A 22,320-nucleotide genomic window follows, 5' to 3' on the forward strand; every position below is an offset into this window, starting at 1 on the left:
AACGCGATGACCGGATCGACCCGGCCGCTGACCGGCGACGAATACCTCGAAAGTCTCCGCGACAACCGCGAAATCTACCTCTACGGCGAACGCGTCAAGGACGTCACCGAACACCCGGCGTTCCGCAACCCGGCGCGGATGACCGCCCGGCTGTACGACGCCCTGCACGACCCGGCGCACCGGGACGTGCTGACGACCGCGACCGACGCCCCCGGCTCCGACGGCTACACGCACCGGTTCTTCACGACGCCGCACAGCGCCGACGACCTGGTCGCCGACCAGCGGGCCATCGCCGCGTGGTCGAGGCTGGGCTACGGCTGGATGGGCCGCGGCCCGGACTACAAGGCGTCGTTCCTCGGCACGCTCGGGGCGAACGCCGACTTCTACAACCCGTTCGCCGTCAACGCGCGGCGCTGGTACCGGGAGTCGCAGGAGAAGGTCCTGTACTGGAACCACGCCTTCGTGCACCCGCCGGTGGACCGGAACCGGCCGCCGGACGAGGTCGCCGACGTCTTCGTGCACGTCGAAAAGGAAACCGACAGCGGCGTGGTGGTGAGCGGAGCGAAGGTCGTCGCGACGAACTCCGCGCTCACGCACTACAACTTCATCGCCCACACCGGGCTGCCGATCAAGGACCGCAAGTTCGCCATCGTGGCCACCGTGCCGATGAGCGCGCCCGGCCAGAAGCTGATCTGCCGCCAGTCCTACGCCGCCTCGGCCGCGCTGACCGGGAGCCCGTTCGACTACCCGCTGTCCTCGCGGCTGGACGAGAACGACAGCATCCTGGTGATGGACAAGGTGCTGATCCCGTGGGAGAACATCTTCATCTACGGCGACGTCGCCAAGGTGGGCATGTTCACCGGGCACTCCGGCTTCAACGAGCGCGCCATGTTCCACGGGTGCACGCGGCTCGCGGTGAAACTCGAGTTCATCGCCGGGCTGCTGGCCAAGGCGCTGGACATCACCGGGGTCTCCGACTTCCGCGGGGTGCAGACGCGGCTGGGCGAGGTGCTCGCCTGGCGCAACCTGTTCTGGGGGCTGTCCGACGCGGCCGCGCGGAACCCGGTGGCGTGGCGCAACGGCGCCGTCCTGCCCAACCGGGACTACGCCATGGCCTACCGCTGGTTCTCCCAGGTCGGCTACGCCCGGATCCGGGAGATCGTGCTGCAGGACGTCGCGAGTGGACTGATCTACCTGAACTCCAGCGCGCAGGACTTCCACAACGACGACATCCGGCCGTACCTCGACAAGTACCTGCGCGGGTCGAACGGGGTCGACGCGGTCGAGCGCGTGAAGGTGATGAAGCTGCTCTGGGACACGGTCGGCACCGAGTTCGGCGGCCGGCACGAGCTCTACGAGCGCAACTACTCCGGGAACCACGAGAACACCCGGACCGAGCTGCTCCGCGGGCAGCTCGGCGACGGCCAGCTCGACGGCTACCGCGACTTCGTCGACCGTTGCCTCGCCGAGTACGACCTGGACGGCTGGCAGGCACCCGACCTCACCTCGTTCACCGACATCGGCGCGGCCGCCCGCGCCATGCTCGGCTGACCTTGTTCCGGTCTCCTCAGACAGTGATAGGACACGTGATGAGCACTACTGACGAGGTGGCGGTCCCCCCTTTTCGGCTTCCGCCGGAGCCCGGCCTGACCGAGCAAGAGGTCCTCGCCCGCGCCGAGCGGATCGCCGAGACCCTCGTCGACCGGCAGCAGGAGACCGAGGAGCGCGGGTTCTGCGCGCTGGACACGCAGGAAGCGCTGCGGAAGGCCGGCTTCTACCGGCTGCTGGTGCCGAAGCGCTACGGCGGTTACGAGTTCGGGATCGACACCCACATGCAGGTGGTGGCCCGGCTCGCCCGCGGGTGCGCGTCGACGGCGTGGATGTACACCTTCGGCGCGTCCCACGCCCACCTGGCCGCCACCCTGTTCAGCGAAGAGGCGCAGGACGAGCTGTTCGCGGGCGGCGACTTCATCTGCCCGGGCGTCGTCGCGCCGGCCGGCTTCGCGGAGCCCGCCGAAGACGGCGGCTGGATCGTGGACGGGGTGTTCCGCTACGCCTCCGGTTCGCCCTACGCCACCCACTTCGTCGGCCAGACCTTCGTCGCGGGCGAGGAGGGCGAACCGCCCACGCAGTTGATGTTCATCGTGCCGAGGAGCCAGTGGCAGCGGCTGGACGACTGGGGTTCGCAGATCGGCCTGAAGGGCAGCGGCTCGTCCAGCGTCAAGATCGAGCGGGCGCACATCCCGGCGTACTTCGCGCTGCCCGGCACGCACATGGGGCTGATTTCCGTCGTGGGGGCAACGCCGGGACTCCGGTTGCACGGCAACACCTTGTACGGCGGCAGCGTGCTGGCCCCGTTGAACTTCCAGGTCGGCGCGCTCGCCGTGGGCATGGCCAGCGCGGCGCTGGACGTCTACGGCGAGCTGACGCGGGAACGCACGATCGCGTACCCGCCGTTCGGAACGCGGGCCGACGACCCGGACTACCAGCTGCGGTACGGCGAAGCGGCGGGCCGCATCGCGGCGGCCCGCGCGGCGATGACGGACATGCTGAGGCAGTGGCACGAGACGGCCGAACTGGGCACCGCCACCCGTGAGGTCGAGCTGCGGATGTCGATCATCAGCCGCGAGGTCGTGCGGCTGGCCTGGAGCACGGTGTCGGAGATCCTGATGCCCACCGCCGGGACCAGCGCCATCCGGGCGGGTGAACGGCTCGAGCGGATCTGGCGGGACATGTCGACCCTGCACACGCACGCCGGGGTGAACATCTACCTGGCCAGCATCGCCCCCCGTGAGCTCGCACGGCTGGCGCTCGGCGTCGCGAGCTGAACCCCACCCCCGTATCGCCATGGTCAGGAGGAATCGGTGATCCACAGTTTGGTGCTGGACCAGCAAATCCAGGAATACGTGATGGACGTGTCGCTGCGCGAGGACGACATCGCGCGTGAGCTGCGGGCGGCCACCATGCGGCTGGGCCGCGCCCGCGGCATGCTGACGCCGCCGGAAGAGGCCCAGCTGCTCGCCTTCCTCGTCCGGCTGACGGGCGCCACCACCGTCGTCGAGGTCGGGACGTTCACCGGGTACGGCACGCTGGCGATGGCTCGCGCGGTCCCCGAGCACGGCCGCGTCATCACGTGCGACCTCAGCGCCGAGTGGGCCGAGGTCGGCCGGCCGTTCTGGGAGCGAGCCGGGGTCGCCGACCGCATCCGGTTCGAGATCGGGCCGGCCGTCGAGACCTTGGACGCGCTCTTGGCCGATGGCGCCGCCGGCACCGTCGACTTCGCGTTCATCGACTGCGACAAGGAAAGCTACGGCGACTACTTCGAGCGGTGCCTCGAGCTGCTCCGGCCGGGCGGCCTGCTCGTGGTGGACAACGTCCTCTGGTCGGGCAAGGTGGCGCGCCCCGGCATCAGCGACGAGGAGACGGACTCGCTCCGGGCGCTGAACGCCGCACTGCGCGACGACGACCGGATCGAGCTGAGCCTGCTGCCCGTCTTCGACGGCGTGACCCTGGCGCACAAGCGCGCCTTGCCCGCCGCGGCTTAGCCGGACCGAGTACGGCGATCGGCCCGCGTCCGGAATGGCGCGGGCCGTTCGCCGTGCCCGGATCCGCCCCGGCGGGTCCGTCCACATGGCACACAGAAAGAACGCTTCCGGCGCGCGCGAATGCGACCATCCCTGAAGCCGGCCTCCTCTACGCCGGCACTGGGGAGTAATGAAATGCTGAACAGAAGACGTATTCTCACGCTCGGCGGACTGACCGTGGGTGGAGCGGCCGCCGGATTCCTGTTGCCGAAGGGCACGCCCGCGCACGTGCAGCCACTGGCCGACGCGCACCTGGGCGGGCAGATGGCCGGGATGGACATGGCGGGCATGCACCACGCCGGGCCCCTCGCCGCCATCACCCCGCCGCCGACCATCACCCCGTTCACCACCGCGATGCCCGTGTCGCCGGTGCTGCGCCCGGTCACGCGCAGCTCGACCACGGACTTCTACCGGCTGGCGATCCAGCCGGCGAACGTGGAGATCTTTCCCGGCAAGACGACTCCGGTGTTGACGTACGGCGGTCTCTTCCCGGGCCCGACCATCCGTGCCCGCACCGGCCGCGCCGTGCAGATCGCCTACACCAACGGCCTGGGCGACCTCTCCAACGTGCACCTCCACGGCGGCCACACGCCTCAGGACAGCGACGGCTACTCGATGGACACCATCGCGCCCGGGGCGTCGCGCACCTACCGGTACCCGAACCTGCAGCAGGGCGCCACGATGTGGTACCACGACCACGCGATGGGCTTCGAGGCCGACCACCTCTACCGCGGCCTGCAAGGCTTCTACGTCCTCGAGGACGACGTCGAGACGCCGCTGCGGCTGCCCACGGGCGAGTTCGACGTGCCGATCATGCTGCGTGACGCGCAGTTCGACGAAAACGCCGCCCTGGTGAGCGACTGGCCGAACCCCCGCGACACCGTGCTGGCGAACGGGAAGGTCCAGCCGTACTTCCGGGTCGCCGCGCGCAAGTACCGGTTCCGCCTGCTGAACGCCGCGAACGAGCGGCTCCTGAAGCTGAACCTGAACGGCGCGGAGATGCTCCGGATCGGTTCGGACGGCGGCCTGCTGCCCGCCCCGGTGCCGGAGACCGAGCTCTCCCTCGCTTCGGGCGAGCGCACCGACTTCGTGGTCGACTTCGGCAAGTTCCCGGTCGGCAAGCAGCTGGTGCTGTCCGACGCGAGCGCCGGCGCCGTCCTGCGCTTCGACGTCGTGCGGCCCGCGCCGGACCCCAGCCGCGTCCCCGACGTGCTGCGCCCGCTGCCCGCCCTGCCCCCGGCGACGGTGACGCGCGACATCACCCTGAACTTCGACTTCAGCGGCACCACCCCGCTCGCCCTGATCAACGGGAAGACCTTCGACCCGAACCGGGTGGACTTCCGGATCAAGCGCGGCACCACGGAGATCTGGCGGATCCACAACGCCGACGCCGTGCCGCTCGACCACACCTTCCACATCCACCTGGTCCAGTTCCGGGTCCTCGACCGCGGTGGCGCGCCCCTGCTGCCGGTCGACGCGGGCCGCAAGGACACGGTGTTCGTCAGCGCCGGGAACACGGTCACGGTCCAGGCCACGTTCGGCGAATACCTCGGCAAGTACGTCTTCCACTGCCACTTCATCGAGCATTCGGTGCTGGGCATGATGGGCCAGATCGAGGTCGTGCCCTGATCCCGGCCCGGCACTTGTAGAGATGAGCCCGCCGAACCCGCCACGGCAGACTGGAAAGCGAGCCGCCTGCCGTGGCGTGGGCGGCCGTACCGATCCAGTTCCAGCCTGATCGTCCTAAGTGGAATGAGGTTGCCGTGTCCAATCCGTTCGAGGACGCCGACGCCCTGTACCTGGTCCTTGTCAACGATGAAGGGCAGTACAGCCTGTGGCCCGCCGGCATCGCCGTCCCGGCCGGCTGGAGCACGGCGCACGACGCGGACTCCCGCGCGAACTGCCTCGAGTACGTCGAAGCGCAGTGGACGGACATGCGGCCGAACAGTCTTGTCCGGGCCGAACGGGCGTGACCGGGATGTATCTCCAGCGGCAGCTGGGTGACCCGGGCTGGAACGACTCCGCGCGGGACGTGCCCGTGACGGTCTTGCCGGAGCTGTTCTCGGCGCAGGTGCTGCGGACGCCGGACGCGGTCGCGGTGGAGTGCGCCGGTGTCTCGTGGTCGTACGCGGAGCTGGACGCGCGGTCGAGCCGGCTCGCGCGGTACCTCGTGGAGCTCGGCATCGGGCCGGAGGGCCTGGTCGCGGTGGCACTGCCGCGGTCGCTCGGGATGGTGGCGGCGGTGCTGGCGGTGGCCAAGGCCGGTGCCGCCTACCTGCCGATCGACCCGGGCTACCCGGCGGACCGGATCGGGTTCATGCTCGACGACGCCGCCCCGGGCCTGGTGATCACCGACCGGGCGACCTCGGCGCGGCTGCCCGAGACGGCCGGCGTGGCCGTGCTCGACCTCGACGACGACGAGGTCGTCGCGGCGGCGGCCGGGCGGAGCGCCGCCGTCGTCACCGACCGGGACCGGCTCCGGCCGCTGCGGGCCGCGCACCCGGCCTACCTGATCTACACGTCCGGGTCCACCGGGCGCCCCAAGGGCGTGGTGGTCACCCACCGCGGCCTGGCGAGCCTCTCCGCGTACCTGATCTCGGCCTGCGGGATCGGGCCGGAGTCGCGGGTGGGGCAGGTGGCGTCGCTCAGCTTCGACGCGGCCGTCATGGAACTGGTGATGTCGCTGCCCGCCGGCGCGGCGCTGGTGCTGCCCGAACCGCGGCAGCTGGCCGGCGAAGTGCTGGCCGAGGCGCTGCACGAGCTGCGGGTCAGCCACGCCCTGATCGGGCCGGCGTCCCTGGCCGGGGCGTCCCCGGACCAGCTCCCCCTGTTCGAGTGCATGCTCGTCGGCGGCGAAGCGTGCCCCGGCGAGGTCGTCGCCGAGTGGTCGCCGGGCCGGCGGATGCTCAACGCCTACGGCCCGACCGAGGCGACCGTGGCCGTGACGATGAGCGGGCCGCTGTCCGGTTCGGACGCTCCGCCGATCGGGAAGCCGATCTGGAACGCCCGGGTGTACGTGCTGAACGAGCGCCTCGAAGCGGTGGCGCCGGGCGTGCCGGGCGAGCTGTACCTGGCCGGTCCGGGGCTGGCGCGCGGGTACCTGAACCAGGCCGCGCTGACCGCGCAGCGGTTCGTCGCCTGCCCCTTCGGGTCCGGGGAACGGATGTACCGGACCGGCGACCTGGCGCAGTGGCGGGAAGACGGCCAGCTGGAGTACCTGGGCCGGGTGGACCAGCAGGTCCAGGTCCGCGGGTTCCGGATCGAGCCGGGCGAGATCGAGGCCGTGCTGGCCGCGCAGCCCGGAGTGGCCCAGGCCGTCGTGATCGCCAGGGAGGACCGGCCGGGCGACCGGCGGCTGGCGGGCTACGTCGTGCCGACGCCGGGGAGCCGGGTGGACCCGGTCGCGATCCGGGCCGCCGCGGCCGCCGCCCTGCCCGTCTACATGGTGCCCGCCGCGGTGGTCGTCCTGGACGCGCTTCCGTTGACGGTCAACGGGAAGCTGGACCGCAAGGCCCTGCCGGCACCGAAGTACGCCGCCGGGACCGGGCGGGAGCCGTCCACTCCGGCCGAAGAGCTCCTGTGCGAGCTGTTCGCCGGCATCCTGGGCGTGGACCGGGTCGGGGTGGACGACAGCTTCTTCGACCTCGGCGGCCACTCGCTCCTGGTGGCCCAGCTGATCAGCCGCGTGCGGTCGGTGCTGGGCGTGGAGCTGGAGATCCGGACGGTCTTCGACCACCCGACGGTCCAGCTGCTGGCGAAGTCGCTGGACGAGGCCGGGGAGGCGTGGCCGGCGCTGGAGCCCGCCGACCGCCCCGAGCGGCTGCCGCTGTCGTTCGCGCAGCAGCGGCTGTGGTTCCTGGCGCAGCTGGAGGGGGCGAGCACGACCTACAACGTGCCGTTCGCGTGGCGGCTGCGCGGGCCGGTGGACGCGGGCGCGCTGACCGCGGCGCTGGGGGACGTGGTCGCGCGGCACGAGGCGCTGCGGACGGTGTTCCCGGTCGCGGACGGGCAGCCGTACCAGCGGGTGGTGCCGGCCGCGCAGGCGGCGCCACCGGTCACCGTGGTGCGAGCCGCGGAAGCCGACCTGCCCGAGCTGACCGCGGAAGCGGGCCGGTACGCGTTCGACCTGTCCCGTGAGCTGCCGGTGCGCGCGTCGCTGTTCGAGCTGGGCGCCGACGAGAGCGTGCTGGTGCTGCTGACGCACCACATCGCCAGCGACGGCTGGTCGCTGGGCGTGCTGCTGCGGGAACTGGGCGAGGCGTACCAGGCGCGGCTGACCGGCGACGCTCCCGAGTGGACGGACCTGCCGGTGCAGTACGCGGACTACACGCTCTGGCAGCGTGGCCTGCTGGGCGGGGACGAAGAGGGCGACAGCGTGCTGGCCGAGCAGCTGGCGTACTGGAAGTCCACTTTGGACGCCCTGCCCGAGCAGCTGGACCTGCCGTTCGACCGGTCCCGCCCGGCGCACCCCACCTTCCGCGGCGGGCACGTCGACTTCGGCGTGGACGCGGACCTGCACCGCGCGCTGGTCGAGCTGGCGCGCGAGCACCAGGTGACGGTGTTCATGGTGCTGCAGGCCGGGCTCTCGGTGCTGCTGTCCCGGTCCGGGGCCGGCACCGACATCCCGATCGGCGTGCCGGTGGCCGGCCGCGGCGGGGACGAGAGCCTCCAGCGGCTGATCGGGTTCTTCGTCAACACGCTGGTGCTGCGCACGGACCTGTCGGGCGACCCGAGCTTCGCGGAGCTGCTCCGCCGGGTCCGCGACGGCGACCTCGCCGCCTACGCGCACCAGGACGTCCCGTTCGAGCGTCTGGTGGAAGTGCTGAACCCGGCCCGCTCGGCCTCGCACCACCCGCTGTTCCAGGTGATGCTGGCGTCCGATGAGGACACCGACCGCGAGTGGAATGTCCCGGGCCTGACGGCGCAGGACCTCGCCCTGGCCGGGAGCTCGGCCAAGTTCGACCTGACGCTGACGTTCAAGTCGCGGCACGAGCCGGACGGCACGCCGGGCGGGATCGGCGTCTCGCTCGAGTACGCCGCGGACCTGTTCGACCGCGGCACCGTGCGGGCGCTGGCCGGCCGGCTGGTCGCGCTGCTGGGCCAGGTCGCCGCGAACCCCGGGCTGCGGGTCGCCGACGTCGACCTGCTGACGGCGGCCGAGCGCGAGCTGGTCGTCTCGAAGTGGAACGACACGGCGCGGGACATCCCGGCGACGGTGCTGCCGGAGCTGGTCTCGGCGCAGGCCGCGCGCACGCCGGACGCCGTCGCGGTCGCGGCCGGGGACGTCACGTGGTCGTACGCGGAGCTGGACGCTCGGTCGACCCGGCTGGCGCGGTACCTCGTCGGGCTGGGCGTCGGGCCCGAGCGGCGGGTGGCGGTGGCGCTGCCGCGGTCGCCGGAGATGGTGGCCGCGGTGCTCGCCGTCTCCAAGGCCGGCGCGGCCTACCTGCCGATCGACCCGGGCTACCCGGCCGACCGGATCGCGTACATGCTCGAGGACGCCGACCCGATCGTCCTGCTCACCAACCGGCAGGCCGGGGCCGAGCTGCCCGGCGGGAACCGGGTGGTCTTCGTCGACGACCCGGCGGTGGCCGCGGTGGTGGCGGACCTGCCCGGCGGCACGGTCACCGACGAAGAGCGGCTCGAGCCGCTGCGGGCCGGGCACCCGGCCTGGGTGATCTACACGTCCGGGTCGACCGGGCGGCCCAAGGGCGTGGTGGTCAGTCACCAGGGCGTGGCCAACCTGGCCGCGTTCGCGGTCGCGACCCTGGCTCTGACCCCGGAGTCCCGGGTGGCGCAGCTGCTTTCGCTGAGCTTCGACATGGCCCAGCTGGAGCTGCTGTCGGCGTTGACGTCCGGGGCGGCCCTCGTCCTGCCCCCGCCGGGGCAGCTGTCCGGCGACGCGCTGGCCGGCACGCTGCGCGAGCTCCGGGTCAGCCACGCGGTGGTGGCGCCGGCCGCACTGGCCGGCGCGGACCCCGCGAGCGTGCCCGGGCTGGAGTGCCTGGTCGTCGGCGGCGAGGCCCTGCCGGGCGAGGTCGTCGCCGAGTGGTCGGCCGGCCGGCGGCTGTTCAACGGCTACGGTCCGACCGAAGCGACGGTGTGCGCGACGATCGGCGGGCCGCTGTCCGGGCGCGGCACCCCGCCGATCGGCGGGCCGAACTGGAACGTGCGGACGTACGTGCTGGACGGCAGGCTGTCGCCGGTACCGCCGGGCGTCGCGGGCGAGCTCTACCTGGCCGGCCCGGGCCTGGCCCGGGGCTACCTGAACCAGGCCGGGCTGACCGCGCAGCGGTTCGTGGCCTGCCCCTTCGCGTCCGGCGAACGGATGTACCGGACCGGCGACCTCGTGCGCTGGCGCGAAGACGGCGAACTGGAGTACCTCGGCCGGGCCGACCAGCAGGTCAAGGTCCGCGGGTTCCGCATCGAGCCGGGCGAGATCGAGGCCGTGCTGGCCGGGCAGCCCGGTGTCGACCAGGCGGTCGTCGTGGTCCGGGAGGACCGGCCGGGCGACCGGCGGCTGGTGGGCTACGTGCAGCCCGAGGCCGGGTTCGCGCCCGACCCGGCGGAGCTGCGGGCCGCGGCCGCGCGGGTCCTGCCCGGGCACATGGTGCCCAACGCGGTGGTGGTGCTCGACGCGCTTCCGTTGTCGCTCAACGGGAAGCTCGACCGGAAGGCCCTGCCCGCGCCGACGTTCACCACCGGTGCCGGGCCGGCGGCGGCCACGCCACTGGAGCAGAGCCTGTGCGAGCTGTTCGCCGAAGTGCTCGGCGTGGAGCGGGTCGGGGTCGAGGACAGCTTCTTCGACCTCGGCGGGCACTCGCTGCTCGCCGCCGTCCTCGTCGCCCGCCTGGAAGAGCAGTTCGACATCACGATCAATCTCCGGGACTTCCTGGCCGATCCGTCCGTCCGCGGCGTCACCCAGAGGAGCGAAGAACGATGATGGACCTGGCCGCCGGCGGCGTCACCGTCTACTGGACCGCGCGTTCCAGCATCAGGCGCGATGTGCAGGACCACCTGCGCACGCTCCTCGATGTCGCCGGGTGGGCCGAGGAAGCCGGCTACCGCGGCGCGCTGATCTACAGCGACAACACCTCGGCCGACTCCCTGATGTCGGCCCAGGCGGCGATCGCGAACACCGAGAGCTTCGTGCCGCTCGTCGCCATCCAGCCGATCGACCTGAGCCCGTTCGCACTGGCGCGGTCGGTGTCGTCCCTGGCCCACCTGTACGGCAGGCGGATCGACATCAACTTCGTCAGCGGCGGGTTCAGCCGCGATCTCACCGTCCAGGGCGACACCGCGTCGCACGACGAACGGTACGACCGGCTCACCGAGTACGCGACGATCGTCAAGAAGCTGCTCACCGGCGGCGTGGTCAACTTCACCGGCCGGTACTACGACTTCAAGCGGGCGCGGCTCACCGCTCCGGTGCCCCACGACCTGCTCCCGACGGCGTACATCTCCGGCTCGTCGCCGGCCTGCCTGCAGGCGAGCGAGGCGCTGGGCCTCACCCAGCTGTCGTTCCCGTTGCTGCCGGACGAGCACGTCGCCCCGGACGTCCGGAAGAGCAAGTTCGGCCGGGGCATCAGCGTGGGCATCATCGCGCGCGACGACTCGGCCGAGGCGTGGCGGATCGCGCACGAGCGGTTCCCGGCCGACGCGGACGGCAAGGAGCGGATGAACCTGCTCCTCTCCGCCGCGGTGTCGTCCTGGCAGCCGCAGCTCGCCGCCGTGCCCATTCCCGACGAAGCGGCGGGACAGGCCTACTGGCTGGTCCCCTTCCGCTACCACCACACGTTCTGCCCCTACCTGGTCGGGAACCACGACGAGGTGGCGCGGGCGTTGACGACCTACCTCAACGGCGGCATCCGCACGTTCGTCCTCGACATCCCCCGAGAGCCGGAAGACCTGTGGAACGCCCGGATCGCGATCGAGCGCGCCGTCGCGGCCGCGGACGGCGCGGGGTCGGCACCACGGGTCGCCTGATCCACGGAAGTTCGCGAGCCACAGAAAGCGAGTTCACGATGAAGCTCAGTCCGGTCGCGTACGCGAGGTCGCACGTCCCCCCGCGAGGACCCCAGCGCGCCTACGTCCTGGGCTACGGCCTCGGCATGATGGCCAACGGCGTCTTCCTGCCGATCTACGTGCTCTACTGCACCCAGATCGTCGGGATTTCGACCTCGCGCACCGGGCTCGCGATCGCGATCGGCGGGTTGCTCGGCCTTCCGCTCAGCACGTTCGCCGGTGATCTCGCCGATCGCCTGGGGCCGCGCCGGGTGGTGCTGTTCGGGCTCGCCGGGCAGCTCACCGGGATGGGCTGCTACGTGTTCATCCGGGGATTCTGGTCGTTCCTGATCCTCCTCCTGTGCATGAACATCTTCGCGTTCACCTACATGGCTTCCGAGGGCGCGCTGCTGCGCCGGGTCGGCGGCGAAGACACGGTCACCTTCCGCAGCCAGGTGCAGTCGCTCGGCAACGTCGGCCTCACGGTCGGCGCGCTCATCGCCGGCGTCGGCATTTCGATCGGCACGCCCGCGGCCTACTACGGCATGTTCCTGTTCTGCGCGGCCGCGTACCTGGTGGACGTCTTCATCACGCTCAAGATCCCCGACTACAAGCCGCTGCCGAAGCCCGAAAGCACCGAGAAGGTCAAGAACGCCCGCTACATCGTGTTCCGGGACAAGCCGTTCATCGCCTACGTGCTGGTCGCCGGGGCCCTGTCGATGTCGGGTCTCGTGGACGCCCTGCTGCTCCCGGTGTGGATCGTGGCGCACACCGCGGCACCGGGCTGGACCGTCGCTCTCGTCTACGTGCTCAACACCTCGATCGCGATCCTGCTCCAGATGCGCCTGAGCCGGAACATCAAGACCATGCGGCAAGGGGGCTGGGCGCTGCGCCGGGGCGGCGTGACGCTGATCCTCGGGTTCGTGCTCATGGCGCTGATGCCGGGGAACACCGCGGCGGTGGCGACGATCCTGCTCATCGGCGGTGTCGTCCTGGTCGCCATCGCCCAGATCTGGCTGGTCTCCGGCCGGTTCGTCTTCGAGTTCCAGCTGCCGCCGGCGCACGCCCAGGGGCAGTACGACGGGTTCCTGCAGACGATCACCACGCTGAGCTTCACGGTGGCACCGCTGGTGCTGCTGGGGATCGTGGCCGACCAGGGCTTCGCCGGGTGGCTCGGGCTCGGCGTGTTCTTCCTGGTGCTCGGGCTCGTCTCCCCCGCCATGGCGGCCTGGGGAGAGCGCACGCGCGGGGCCGCGGCGATCGCGGACGAGACGCCGGCCGAGCCCGGCGAGGCGGACGGCATCATGGCGACGGCCGGAATGGATGACAGCAAATGACCATCGAACAGCAAGCCGGCGGCGACCGTCCGCTTTCGGCCAACGAGGAGTTCCTGTACGCCTTCGACCGCGGCGACGACGTCGGCGTGTTCGGGCCGAGGATGATCGTCACGGCCGGCTGGCGCGTCCACGGGCAGCTGGACCTGGCGATCGTGCAGCTCGCGCTGAACGACGTCGTCGCGCGGCACGAGGTGCTCCGCACGTCCATCATCAGGGACCCCGACGCGCCCCACGCCCGGGTCTTCCCGCCGAGCCCGGTGTCCCTCACGGTCGCCGATCTCCCGTCGGCCACGGGGGAAGGCGAGCGCGAGCGCCTGGCGCACGAGTTCCTCAACGAGGCCGACCGGACCGGCAGGCTCGCGGCCACGGAAACGCCGTTGCTGAAAGCCACCCTCGGCCGGTTCGACGACGAAGACGCGGTGCTGGTGCTGGTCGCCAACCACCTGGTCAGCGACGGCTGGTCGATGCACGTGCTCATGCGCGACTTCGCGATCTGCTACGCGAACCGTCGCGGGCTGCCGGCGCCGGAGCTGCCCGCCATGCGCCAGTACGGCGACTACGCGGTCCTCCAGCAGGAGGCCGGCACCACCGAGCGCGCGGCGACCGCGCGCGCGTACTGGCAGACGAAGCTGGCGGGCGGGCACATCCTCACCCTCCCCACCGACCGCCCCCGGCGGCTGGAGGTCCCGCCGGTCTATTCGGTGTACCGGTTCCTGCTCGACCGGGAGCTCGCCGACGCCACCGCGGCGCTGGCCAAGTCTCTGCACAGCTCGTCGTTCATGGTGCTGTACGCGTGTTTCACGCTGTTCCTGCACCGCCGGACCGGCGAGTCCGACATCGTTTCGCCGATCATCACGTCGGGGCGCACCGAGCCGGGCTACGACCACACGGTGGGGGCGCTGTTCAACTTCCTGCCGATCCGCACGGACCTGGCCGGCTGCGCGAACTTCGCCACCCTGGTGCACCGCACGCGGGCGGCGTTGCTCGAGGCGTACTCGTACGAGCGGCCGTTCACCGAGATCATCGCCCAGTCCGAACCGGAGCTGATGCGCGGGCCGACCGCGAACGTGGACAGCGTCGTCACCGGGTTCCAGATTTCCCAGTCCCCACCCCAACCGGGCGCGGACGGCATCGGCGACCTGAAGTACACGGCCTTGCGCCGCCGCTTGATCTCGTCGGTCGACACGGGCGAGATCCCGGACGGCAACCTCTGGGACCTCGACCTCGACCCGGCGGGGGACGTGGTGGGCCTGGTGAAGTTCAACAGCCTCGACTTCGACCAGTCGACGATTGTGACGATGGTCGAGGAATACCGGGAGCTGCTGCAGGCATCGCTCAAGTCCCCGGATGCACCGTTGGCCAGCTGAGATTCGGTACGAACGACTTTGCCGGACCCCGTGCGCGGGGTCCGGCAAAGTCGTTTCCGGCGTGGTTCCGTTCGGCCGTAGGGAAGTCTCCGCGCCCCGGCGCTTTTGCCTCCGCGGCTCCGGCGAACGAACCGCGGGCGCTCGAGCGCGAACCCGTTGCTTCACCCGGGTTTCCGGCTCACTCGACAGGCTGCGGAGTCGTCTCCGGACCGGCTCCTTCCGGCAGCAAGGGAGTCTCCGGCCCGACCCACTCTTCCCTCCGCGACTCCGGCGAACGAACCGCGGGGCGCCCAAGCACGGCCTGGCAAGTGCGAACCACGTTGCCTCACCAGGGTTCCCCACCCACCCGACAGACCGCCACCAGCAGCCGAACCCGGACAACAGAAAACGGCCGGCCGAGGTGGTCTCCCACCCCGGCCGGCCGTTCGCCAGCTACTACCTACCTGCCGGTCACTCGTCACCCGGCGGGGGACCCGCCATGGACACCTTGCGGGGCATCAGGGCGACGACCGGGAGGCTGAGGACCGTCAGCCCCAGCACCACGATCAGCGTGACCTCCATCGCGTGGGCCATGCCCGGCACCGCGGCCTGGAAGAAGACCGACGTCACCGCGGCCGAGCCGATCGCCGAAGCGAGCTGCTGGATCGAGCTGAACGAGCCGCTCGCGCTGCCCGCTTCCTCGGGCTTCGCGTCGCCCAGGGCGACCACCGGGATCGTCGCGAAGCTGAGGCCGATGCCGACGCCGATGACCAGGAACGCCGGGGCCAGGGCCCAGAGGCTGATGTCCGTGCCGTAGCCCTCGACGAGGGCCAGGACCCACCCGCAGCCGACGATGTCGATCGCGAGGCCGATGAAGACGAGCCGGCGGCCGAACTTGCCGACCAGGCCGAACATCATGGTGGCGAACCCGGCGCAGAAGAGGCCCGCGGTGAGCGGGATCAGGGCGAGCGAGGTGTACCGCGCGCTGACGTGCAGACCCTCCTGCAGGAACAGGGACAGCACGAAGAGCAGGCCGCTGCCGGCGGCGACCGCCACCAGGCACACGATCAAGCCGGACGTGAAACCGCGGTTCTTCAGCAGCGAAGGCATGATGAGCGGCTGGTCCGCGGTGCGCTGACGGCGGGCGAAGGCGGCGAAGAACAGCAGACCGACGACCAGCGAGACGATCGGGACGACGCCCCAGCCGTTGGTCGAACCCTCGATCAGGCCGTACAGCAGCCCGAGCATGGTCACCGCGAGCAGGCCGGACGCCACGCCGTCGACGACGGCCGAGCGGTCGGCGTCCTCGTCACGCGGCAGGATCTTGACGGCCGCGATCAGCCCGATGACGCCGAGGACGAGGTTGATCAGGAAGATCGGGCGCCAGGACAGGCCGAACCAGTCGGCGCTGATGATGAACCCGGCCAGGACCGGACCGGCCACACTGGACAGACCGAGCACCGGGGCGAACAGGCTGAACGCCTTGCCGAGGAACTCCTTGTCGAACGCCTTCGTCATGATCGCCATGCCCTGCGGGATGAGCAGCGCCCCGAAGGCACCCTGGACGACCCGGGCGATGATGAGCAGCGTCGGGTCCGGGGAGAACCCGGCGACCGCCGAGGCGAGGGTGAACCCGGCCAGGCCGACCAGGAACATCTTGCGCTGGCCGAACTTGTCGCCCAGCCGTCCGCCGACCACGAGCAGCACGCCCATGGCGAGCATGTACGCCGGCCCCACCCACTTGACCAGGATCTCGCCACCGCCGAGGTCGCCGGCGATCGTGGGAGCGGCGATGTTCGTGATCGTTCCGTCGATCACGTCGAGCGCGTCGGCAAGCAACACCAGCGCCAGGATCGCCCACATCAGGCGGCTGGAGCGGCTTGTGGTGACCGCGCCCGTCTCCGTCGAGGTAGTCATGAAAACGTCCTTCTCGGCTTCGTCGGGGGACGCCCCCTCTGGGCGGCCTCTTGCACCTACTACGAACGCCCCTGCCCCGATCCGACATCGCCCTTCGAGAAACTTCCGGAAAGTCAGTAGTGTCCAGGCAGTTGCTGTCCGCAACCGAATGGTGGCCCACTGACCCCGGGCGGCGCACCTTCCAGGATGCTCCGCTGACCAGCGGCGATCGCCTGCCGCCGACAGACCACAGAGGCGCTTCCCGTCTCCGTCCGGAGGAGAAGCGCCTCTGTGACCGGTACCGTCAGTGAGCGTTGATCACGTCGAGCACGTGCTTGGCCAGCTCCGGCGTCACGGCGTCGGGGCGTTCCGCGGGCGGCGGCGGGGTGACCCGGCACCGGTCCGCGGCGGTGCCGGGCACGACGAAGCCGGGATCGCCGGACAGCACCGAGATCGCGACCGCGTCGGACGGCACCTTCACCGGCTGGTCATTGCGGCAGGCCAGCAGGAACGCCAGCCAGGTCCGGTACGACACCTGCAGCTCGGAGAACGCCACCGGCGCCTTGCTGAGGCCGAGCCGCTTCGCCAGCGACGCCAGCCCCTCGACCATGAGCTGTTCCATCCCGGTGATGCACGACCACGCATCGCCGTCCAGGTCGGGACAGGGGTGGCTGCCCAGGCCCAGCTTGCCCTGGAACTCGGCGAACCGTTCGGTGACGTGGTCCGTGCCGGGCCACGTCGGCTGCACCAGGACCGCGGTGACCTCCCGCGGCCCGGCCAGCCGGTCGGCGATCTGCAGCGCCAGTGCGGCGGCGCTGCAGTGGCCCACGACGAACACCGGCCGGCCGGCGGCCGCGGCGGGTTCGCCGGCCCGGAAGGTGTCCGCGGCCTCGGCCGCCAGCTCCGGCAGCTCGGCGTAGAGCCGGTCGCCGGACAGCGCGCCGCGCGGATCGACCTGGTGGACCGGGTGTCCCGCGGCCGCTTCGGCGACGAGCTTGCTGAGCCGGGGCGCCGCGGTGAGCGGCTGGAAGTCGGCGACCAGGATGGCCGCTCCGTCCCCGTCGGTGAGCCGGCTGCAAAGTGGTTTGGTACCAACGACGGCCTGCATCGCAGTTTCCTTCCCCTCGGGCGCTTCAGCCCTTCAGCAACAGCGGGACTTCGGCGGGCCCGTTGAAGATGAACGTCGCCGCGGGCTTCAGCTCGGCCGCGGGAACGGCCAGCTTGAGGTCGGGGAACCGCTCGAACAGGGCCGGCAGCGCGACCAGCGCCTCCATGGTGGCCAGTGCCGGGCCGAGGCAGCGGTGCCGGCCGTAGCCGAAGCCGAGGCTGCTCTTGTCCTCGCGGGTGATGTCGAACTCGTCCGCGGTGTCGCCGTACTTCGCGGGGTCGCGACCGGCCGCGAGGTAGTTGATGAGCACCAGGTCGCCCTTGGCGATGGTCACCCCGCCGATCTCGATGTCTTCGAGCGCGCAGCGGAACGGCATCGAGCCGACGGCGCCGTCCTTGCGGACCTCCTCGTCCCACGCCGCTTCCCAGGTCGCTTCCCCGGAAAGGATCGCGGCGAGCTGGTCCGGGTGCGTGAGCAGGTCGACCAGCGTGTGGGACAGGACGTTGGCCGTGGTTTCGGTGCCACCGCCGATGAGCAGGTGCACCGAGCCGACGACCTCTTCGTCGGTGAGGGGCGCCTCGTCGTCTTCCGTCGCCTTGATGATGATGGTGGTGAGGTCGTCGCCCGGCTCGCGGCGCTTGGTCTCGACCAGCCGGCCCAGTGCCTCGTGCCACTGGTGGAGGTTGGCCTCGGACTCCTCGCCGGTGTTGTCGGTCTTCGCGTTCACCTGGGCGCCCCGCAGCATGGCCGCCTGGTCCTCTTCGCGGATGCCCAGCAGGTCGCAGACGAGGATCGTCGACAGCGGGTAGAAGAACTGCCCCTTGATGTCCACCACCTCGTCGGCGGGCACGGCCGCGAGGTCGTCGAGGAGCCGGTTCACGATGCCCTCGATGATCGGCCGGGACTTCGCCACCTGCCGGCTGGTGAACGCCCGCGCGACGAGCTTGCGCAAGCGGTCGTGCTCGGCGCCGTCCCTGGTCTGCATGTTGTCCATGGCGACCCAGGTGAAGAGCTCCCAGTCCTGCGGCACCCGGCCCGCCTGGTACTCGGGCCAGTTGTCCTTGGTGTTCTTCGCGATCCGGGGGTCGACGAGCAGCTGCCTCGCCTCTTCGTAGCCGGTCACGGACCACGCGGTGTATCCGCCGTGCAGCTCCACCTGGGTGACCGGGCCGAGGGCACGCAGGTTCTTGTTCTCCTGGTGGAGGTCACTGCCACTCCGGTCCAGGACGTACGGGCACTTGTCCATTTCTTACTCCACACTGCCGGCGACACCGGAAAAAGCCCTTTCATCATCCGCGCCGCGCAGGCCGCGGGCGTCTCGCATGCTGCTCCGAATCAGCGCACCCGCGAAGTTGCCCGGACCCGCTGCGCCGCAACGGAAAACCGGCGACGCCCATGGTGCGGGCGCCGCCGGTTTCCGGTCGGGTCACGGCGTGAGGACGCGGCCCTCGTCCGGTGCCTGGGTGCCGTCCGCGAGGCCGCGGAACGCCTCGGCCACGGCGGCGGGCCCCTGCCCGTGCCGGATGGTGAGCCAGGACGCCATGTTCCGCAGGTAGCGGGTCTCCGCCTCGAGGTAGCGGGCCTGGTAGGCGTCCGCGCCCTCTTGGCCGATCGTCGCGTCTTCGACCATCGGCGTGAAGAAGAGCTCCGGCTGCGGGTCGGCCAGCCCGGCCGGCGCCTGCTCGCCCGGGTCCGGGTGGTTGAACCCGATGAGGACGCCCTGGGTCAGCGACGGCGCGAACTGCTGGTACACCGCGTGGAGCACCTTGGCCGAGCCGGTGAAGTCGACGAGGACGGCCGGCGCCGTCACGGTGGCCGACTCGAAGGCGTCGTAGGTGGCGACTTCGCCGTAGACGCCGAGGTTTTCGACGAACTCCTTCTTGCCCGCGGACGTGATGCCGACGGTCGCGATGTCGACCTGCCGCGCCCGCAGCTCGTCGACCAGGCCGATCGCCGTCTTGGCGGACGCGCTGGTGACGATCAGCGACTTCGCGCCCTGGGCGGCCTGTCGTTCGACGAGGTCGGCGAGGGTGAAGGAAGCCGGGAACACCGGGCGCATCAGGGCGCGGTAGTCGTCCAGCTCGTCCGGCTCGCCGACGCTCTGGAAGGTCAGGTACCACGGGTGCAGGAAGCTCCGCTCCGGCGAGGTGTCCAGGAGCCCCTTCGGCGTCACCTCCGCCTGCACGGTGTGGTGGCTCGCCATCGGCACGTAGCCGAAGTAGCGGCTGCCGACCGCGACGCCGTCGTGGCGGGACTCCGTGACGCGCACGAAGGCCCATACCGGCACCCGGCCGAACTCCGGCGACGCGGGGAAGGCGTTCCAGAACGCGATCATGTTCCCGGCGCCGAACTTCGCGTAGCTGACGTTGTTGGCGGTGAGCCCGAACTTCTCGACCTCGAGCCGGACCTCACCGGGCCGCAGGTCGGCCAGATCCGGGACCCGGATCTCGCTCGCGGCGATGTCGTCCCGCCGGACCAGCACTTCCCATTGTTCTCGCGTGGGCACTGCGCCCCCTTCACGGTGGTAGTTCGACCTTCGCCGGCTGTCGGATCCGCGCGAAGGGGGTGGACCTGAGCAGCTTCGCGGCGGCCCGGCACCGCGGCAACTTCCTCGTTGCGGCTGTCCCGGGGCCGGTGCGGATCCCGTTGCCGGTTGGGCAATGTGGGATACGTGGCCGCGGGGGCGGCGCTGGTTGACTCGGTGGTACCGCTGGTTTCACGAGCCCCGTGAGGAGAGTGCTGAGCCTTGTTCACCACTGACGCTTTTGCCGCACCGGCCGAGGGCGCCCCGCTCGGGGCGGCGTCGATCACCCGGCGCGCGGTCGGGCCGCAGGACGTGCTGATCGACGTGGCGTTCTGCGGGATCTGCCACACCGACATCCACCACGTGCGCGGCGAGTGGGGGCCGCAGCCGTACCCGCTGGTGCCCGGCCACGAGATCGTCGGGACCGTCACCGCCGTCGGCGCCGAGGTGTCGCGGTTCTCGCCGGGAGACCGGGTCGGCGTCGGCTGCATGGTCCGCTCCTGCGGGGACTGCGCGAGCTGCGCGGCCGGCCAGGAGCAGGACTGCGCGGGCATGGTCGGCACCTACGCCGGCACCGACGCCGACGGCACGGTCACCCAGGGCGGCTACTCCGGGAAGATCGTGGTCGGCCAGAACTTCGTCCTGCGCGTCCCGGAGGGACTCGACCCGGCCGGGGCCGCGCCGCTGCTGTGCGCCGGTGTCACCATGTACTCGCCGCTGCGCCGCTACGGCGCCGGCCCCGGCAAGAAGGTCGCCATCCTCGGGCTGGGCGGCCTCGGCCACGTCGGCGTCAAGCTCGCCGTCGCGATGGGCGCCGAGGTCACCGTGCTGTCCCAGACCCTGAAGAAGCTCGAGGACGGCCTGCGGCTCGGCGCGGCCGAGTTCCACGCGACCGGCGACGCCGGCGCCCTCGCCGGGCTCACCGGCCGGTTCGACCTCCTGATCAGCACCGTGACCGCGCCCCCGGACGTCCCCACCCTGCTGTCCCTGCTGGCTCCCGGTGGGACCCTGGTCAACGTCGGGCTCCCCGCCGAACCCCTTGTGCTGCCCGCTTTCTCGCTCGTCATGGGGCAGAAGACCCTCGCCGGCTCGCTGTTCGGCGGTGTCGCCGAGACGCAGGAGATGCTCGACTTCTGCGCCGCCCACGACATCACCGCCGACGTCGAGGTCATCACGCCCGACGGGATCAACGACGCCTACGAGCGCGTCCTCGCCTCGGACGTCCGGTACCGCTTCGTCATCGACACCGGTTCCCTTTCCTGAGACCGGTTCCCGGAGAACACGAGGGCCCCCGGGTCCGGTGCGGATGTCGCGATCCACATCGGACCCGGGGGCCCTTTCTCGTGCCGGGATCAGCCGGTCAGGCGGCGCGGTCGGCCTGGTCGCCCGTCGGGACGGCCGTCACCGTGGCCGGCTCGAGCTTGCGGCGCGGCGAGGCGAACCGCTTCATGATGGGCTCTTCGAGGAACTTGAACGTCGCCCACGCCAGCACCAGTGCCACCGCGAACAGCAGGACCTCGACGGCGATCGCGGTCAGCGTGCTCCAGTTCTCGCCCTGGCCCAGCCAGTGGTGGCCGGCGACGATGACCGTGTAGTGCCACAGGTAGAAGGCGAACGAGATGGTGCCCAGCCAGACCATCAGCTTGCTGCCGAGGAACGTGCGCACCCCTTCGCGGTCGGCGACCGCGGCGGCCGCGATGAGCAGGCCGAGCGGGATCGCCATCAGCGCGCCGAACTGGAAGAGCGTCCCGAACAGCGGCGTGATGAAGTAGACGCCGACGGCGAGCGCGACCGCTCCCCCGAGCTTCAGCGGGAGCCGGCGGCCGGCGAGCACGACCTTGGCCAGGAACATGCCGAAGACGAACGTCAGCAGCTGTCCCGCCGGGCAGTGGAAGACGTACCACAGCTGCAGGTCGCTGAAGCCGAACGGAAGGATCGGGCCGGCCGGCAGTACGCCGGCGACGACCGGGAGGGCCAGCACCGAGAGAGCCGAAATGCCCGTCCCGAGCCACAGCCGCTCCGGCCGGACCTTGTTCACCAGCTTGATGATGAACGGGAAGAGGGCGTAGAACAGCAGCTCGCAGGACAGCGACCAGGCGACCGGGTTGATGCTGGTCCGGACCTCCATGTTGGTGCTCCAGCTCTGCACCAGCAGCAGGTTCAGCACGCCGTCCGAGACCTTCGCGCCCTGGCCGGTGATCACCGTCAGCAGGAAGATCGACGCCACGAAGGTCAGCAGGTGGTTGGGGTAGATCTTGAAGAACCTCCGCCGCCAGAACCTCGGGGTGGTGTCCCGCGGCCGCACGGCGCAGGTCAGGACGAAGCCGCTGAGGACGAAGAAGAAGGTCACCCCGGTGAAGCCGCCGATGCCCAGCAGCGTGTTCGTGACGGCCTGGGCGCTTTCCGAGGCGAAGGGGTTCAGCGCGGCCGCGTGAAAGGCGAACACCAGTGCGGCGGCGATGAAACGCAATCCGGTCAGCGACGGCAGACGCGTGTTCGGATTTCGCGCCGGGGCCGGCCC

Annotated in this window: 15 protein-coding genes; 10 read left to right on the forward strand and 5 right to left on the reverse strand. The window is 71.0% G+C overall.

Annotated elements, in window-relative coordinates; genetic code table 11:
- Positions 1–6 precede the first annotated feature (6 nt).
- The 9 genes from ACZ7OU_RS42545 to ACZ7OU_RS42585 all read left to right on the forward strand — a co-directional run bounded on the left by ACZ7OU_RS42545 (position 7) and on the right by ACZ7OU_RS42585 (position 14,292).
- Entirely contained in the window at positions 7–1,551 is a 1,545-nt protein-coding gene (locus tag ACZ7OU_RS42545; protein WP_470245779.1) for a 4-hydroxyphenylacetate 3-hydroxylase family protein, read from the forward strand.
- 38 nt (positions 1,552–1,589) lie between these two features.
- Complete coding sequence (locus tag ACZ7OU_RS42550; protein WP_470259634.1) at positions 1,590–2,828, forward strand: acyl-CoA dehydrogenase family protein; 1,239 nt, start codon at positions 1,590–1,592, stop codon at positions 2,826–2,828.
- Positions 2,829–2,864: 36 nt separating this feature from the next.
- Complete coding sequence (locus ACZ7OU_RS42555) at positions 2,865–3,545, forward strand: O-methyltransferase (RefSeq protein WP_470245777.1); 681 nt, start codon at positions 2,865–2,867, stop codon at positions 3,543–3,545.
- A 174-nt stretch (positions 3,546–3,719) separates the two neighbouring features.
- Positions 3,720–5,213, forward strand: coding sequence for a multicopper oxidase family protein (locus ACZ7OU_RS42560; RefSeq protein WP_470259635.1), 1,494 nt, complete (start codon positions 3,720–3,722; stop codon positions 5,211–5,213).
- A 134-nt stretch (positions 5,214–5,347) separates the two neighbouring features.
- Positions 5,348–5,557, forward strand: coding sequence for an MbtH family protein (locus tag ACZ7OU_RS42565; protein ID WP_470245775.1), 210 nt, complete (start codon positions 5,348–5,350; stop codon positions 5,555–5,557).
- A gap of 5 nt (positions 5,558–5,562) precedes the next feature.
- Complete coding sequence (locus tag ACZ7OU_RS42570) at positions 5,563–10,527, forward strand: amino acid adenylation domain-containing protein (RefSeq protein WP_470259636.1); 4,965 nt, start codon at positions 5,563–5,565, stop codon at positions 10,525–10,527.
- The gene (locus ACZ7OU_RS42575; protein WP_470259637.1) at positions 10,524–11,570 is read left to right on the forward strand and encodes an LLM class flavin-dependent oxidoreductase; all 1,047 of its coding nucleotides are present in this window, start codon (positions 10,524–10,526) and stop codon (positions 11,568–11,570) included. Before ACZ7OU_RS42570 ends, ACZ7OU_RS42575 begins: the two co-directional genes overlap by 4 nt.
- Before the next feature lie 38 nt (positions 11,571–11,608).
- Positions 11,609–12,925, forward strand: coding sequence for an MFS transporter (locus ACZ7OU_RS42580; protein ID WP_470259638.1), 1,317 nt, complete (start codon positions 11,609–11,611; stop codon positions 12,923–12,925).
- Complete coding sequence (locus ACZ7OU_RS42585; protein ID WP_470259639.1) at positions 12,922–14,292, forward strand: condensation domain-containing protein; 1,371 nt, start codon at positions 12,922–12,924, stop codon at positions 14,290–14,292. Before ACZ7OU_RS42580 ends, ACZ7OU_RS42585 begins: the two co-directional genes overlap by 4 nt.
- A gap of 450 nt (positions 14,293–14,742) precedes the next feature.
- On the opposite strand, the gene ACZ7OU_RS42590 is transcribed toward ACZ7OU_RS42585, so the two are convergent.
- The 4 genes from ACZ7OU_RS42590 to ACZ7OU_RS42605 form a co-directional block, all read right to left on the reverse strand.
- Positions 14,743–16,188, reverse strand: a complete 1,446-nt coding sequence (locus ACZ7OU_RS42590) for an MFS transporter (protein WP_470245770.1) — start codon at positions 16,186–16,188, stop codon at positions 14,743–14,745.
- A gap of 283 nt (positions 16,189–16,471) precedes the next feature.
- On the reverse strand, positions 16,472–17,275 hold the full coding sequence (locus tag ACZ7OU_RS42595) for an alpha/beta fold hydrolase (protein WP_470259640.1): 804 nt from the start codon (positions 17,273–17,275) through the stop codon (positions 16,472–16,474).
- A gap of 25 nt (positions 17,276–17,300) precedes the next feature.
- Positions 17,301–18,521, reverse strand: coding sequence for a cytochrome P450 family protein (locus ACZ7OU_RS42600; RefSeq protein WP_470245768.1), 1,221 nt, complete (start codon positions 18,519–18,521; stop codon positions 17,301–17,303).
- 180 nt (positions 18,522–18,701) lie between these two features.
- Complete coding sequence (locus ACZ7OU_RS42605) at positions 18,702–19,781, reverse strand: DUF2855 family protein (RefSeq protein ID WP_470245767.1); 1,080 nt, start codon at positions 19,779–19,781, stop codon at positions 18,702–18,704.
- 240 nt (positions 19,782–20,021) lie between these two features.
- Between ACZ7OU_RS42605 and ACZ7OU_RS42610 the strand changes: the two genes are divergently transcribed.
- On the forward strand, positions 20,022–21,062 hold the full coding sequence (locus ACZ7OU_RS42610) for an NAD(P)-dependent alcohol dehydrogenase (RefSeq protein WP_470259641.1): 1,041 nt from the start codon (positions 20,022–20,024) through the stop codon (positions 21,060–21,062).
- A 97-nt stretch (positions 21,063–21,159) separates the two neighbouring features.
- Here ACZ7OU_RS42610 and ACZ7OU_RS42615 read toward each other — a convergent pair whose 3' ends face one another.
- The gene (locus tag ACZ7OU_RS42615; RefSeq protein WP_470245765.1) at positions 21,160–22,269 is read right to left on the reverse strand and encodes an acyltransferase family protein; all 1,110 of its coding nucleotides are present in this window, start codon (positions 22,267–22,269) and stop codon (positions 21,160–21,162) included.
- Positions 22,270–22,320: the final 51 nt, after the last annotated feature.

Source organism: Amycolatopsis sp. NPDC114505 (genome assembly GCF_055633615.1).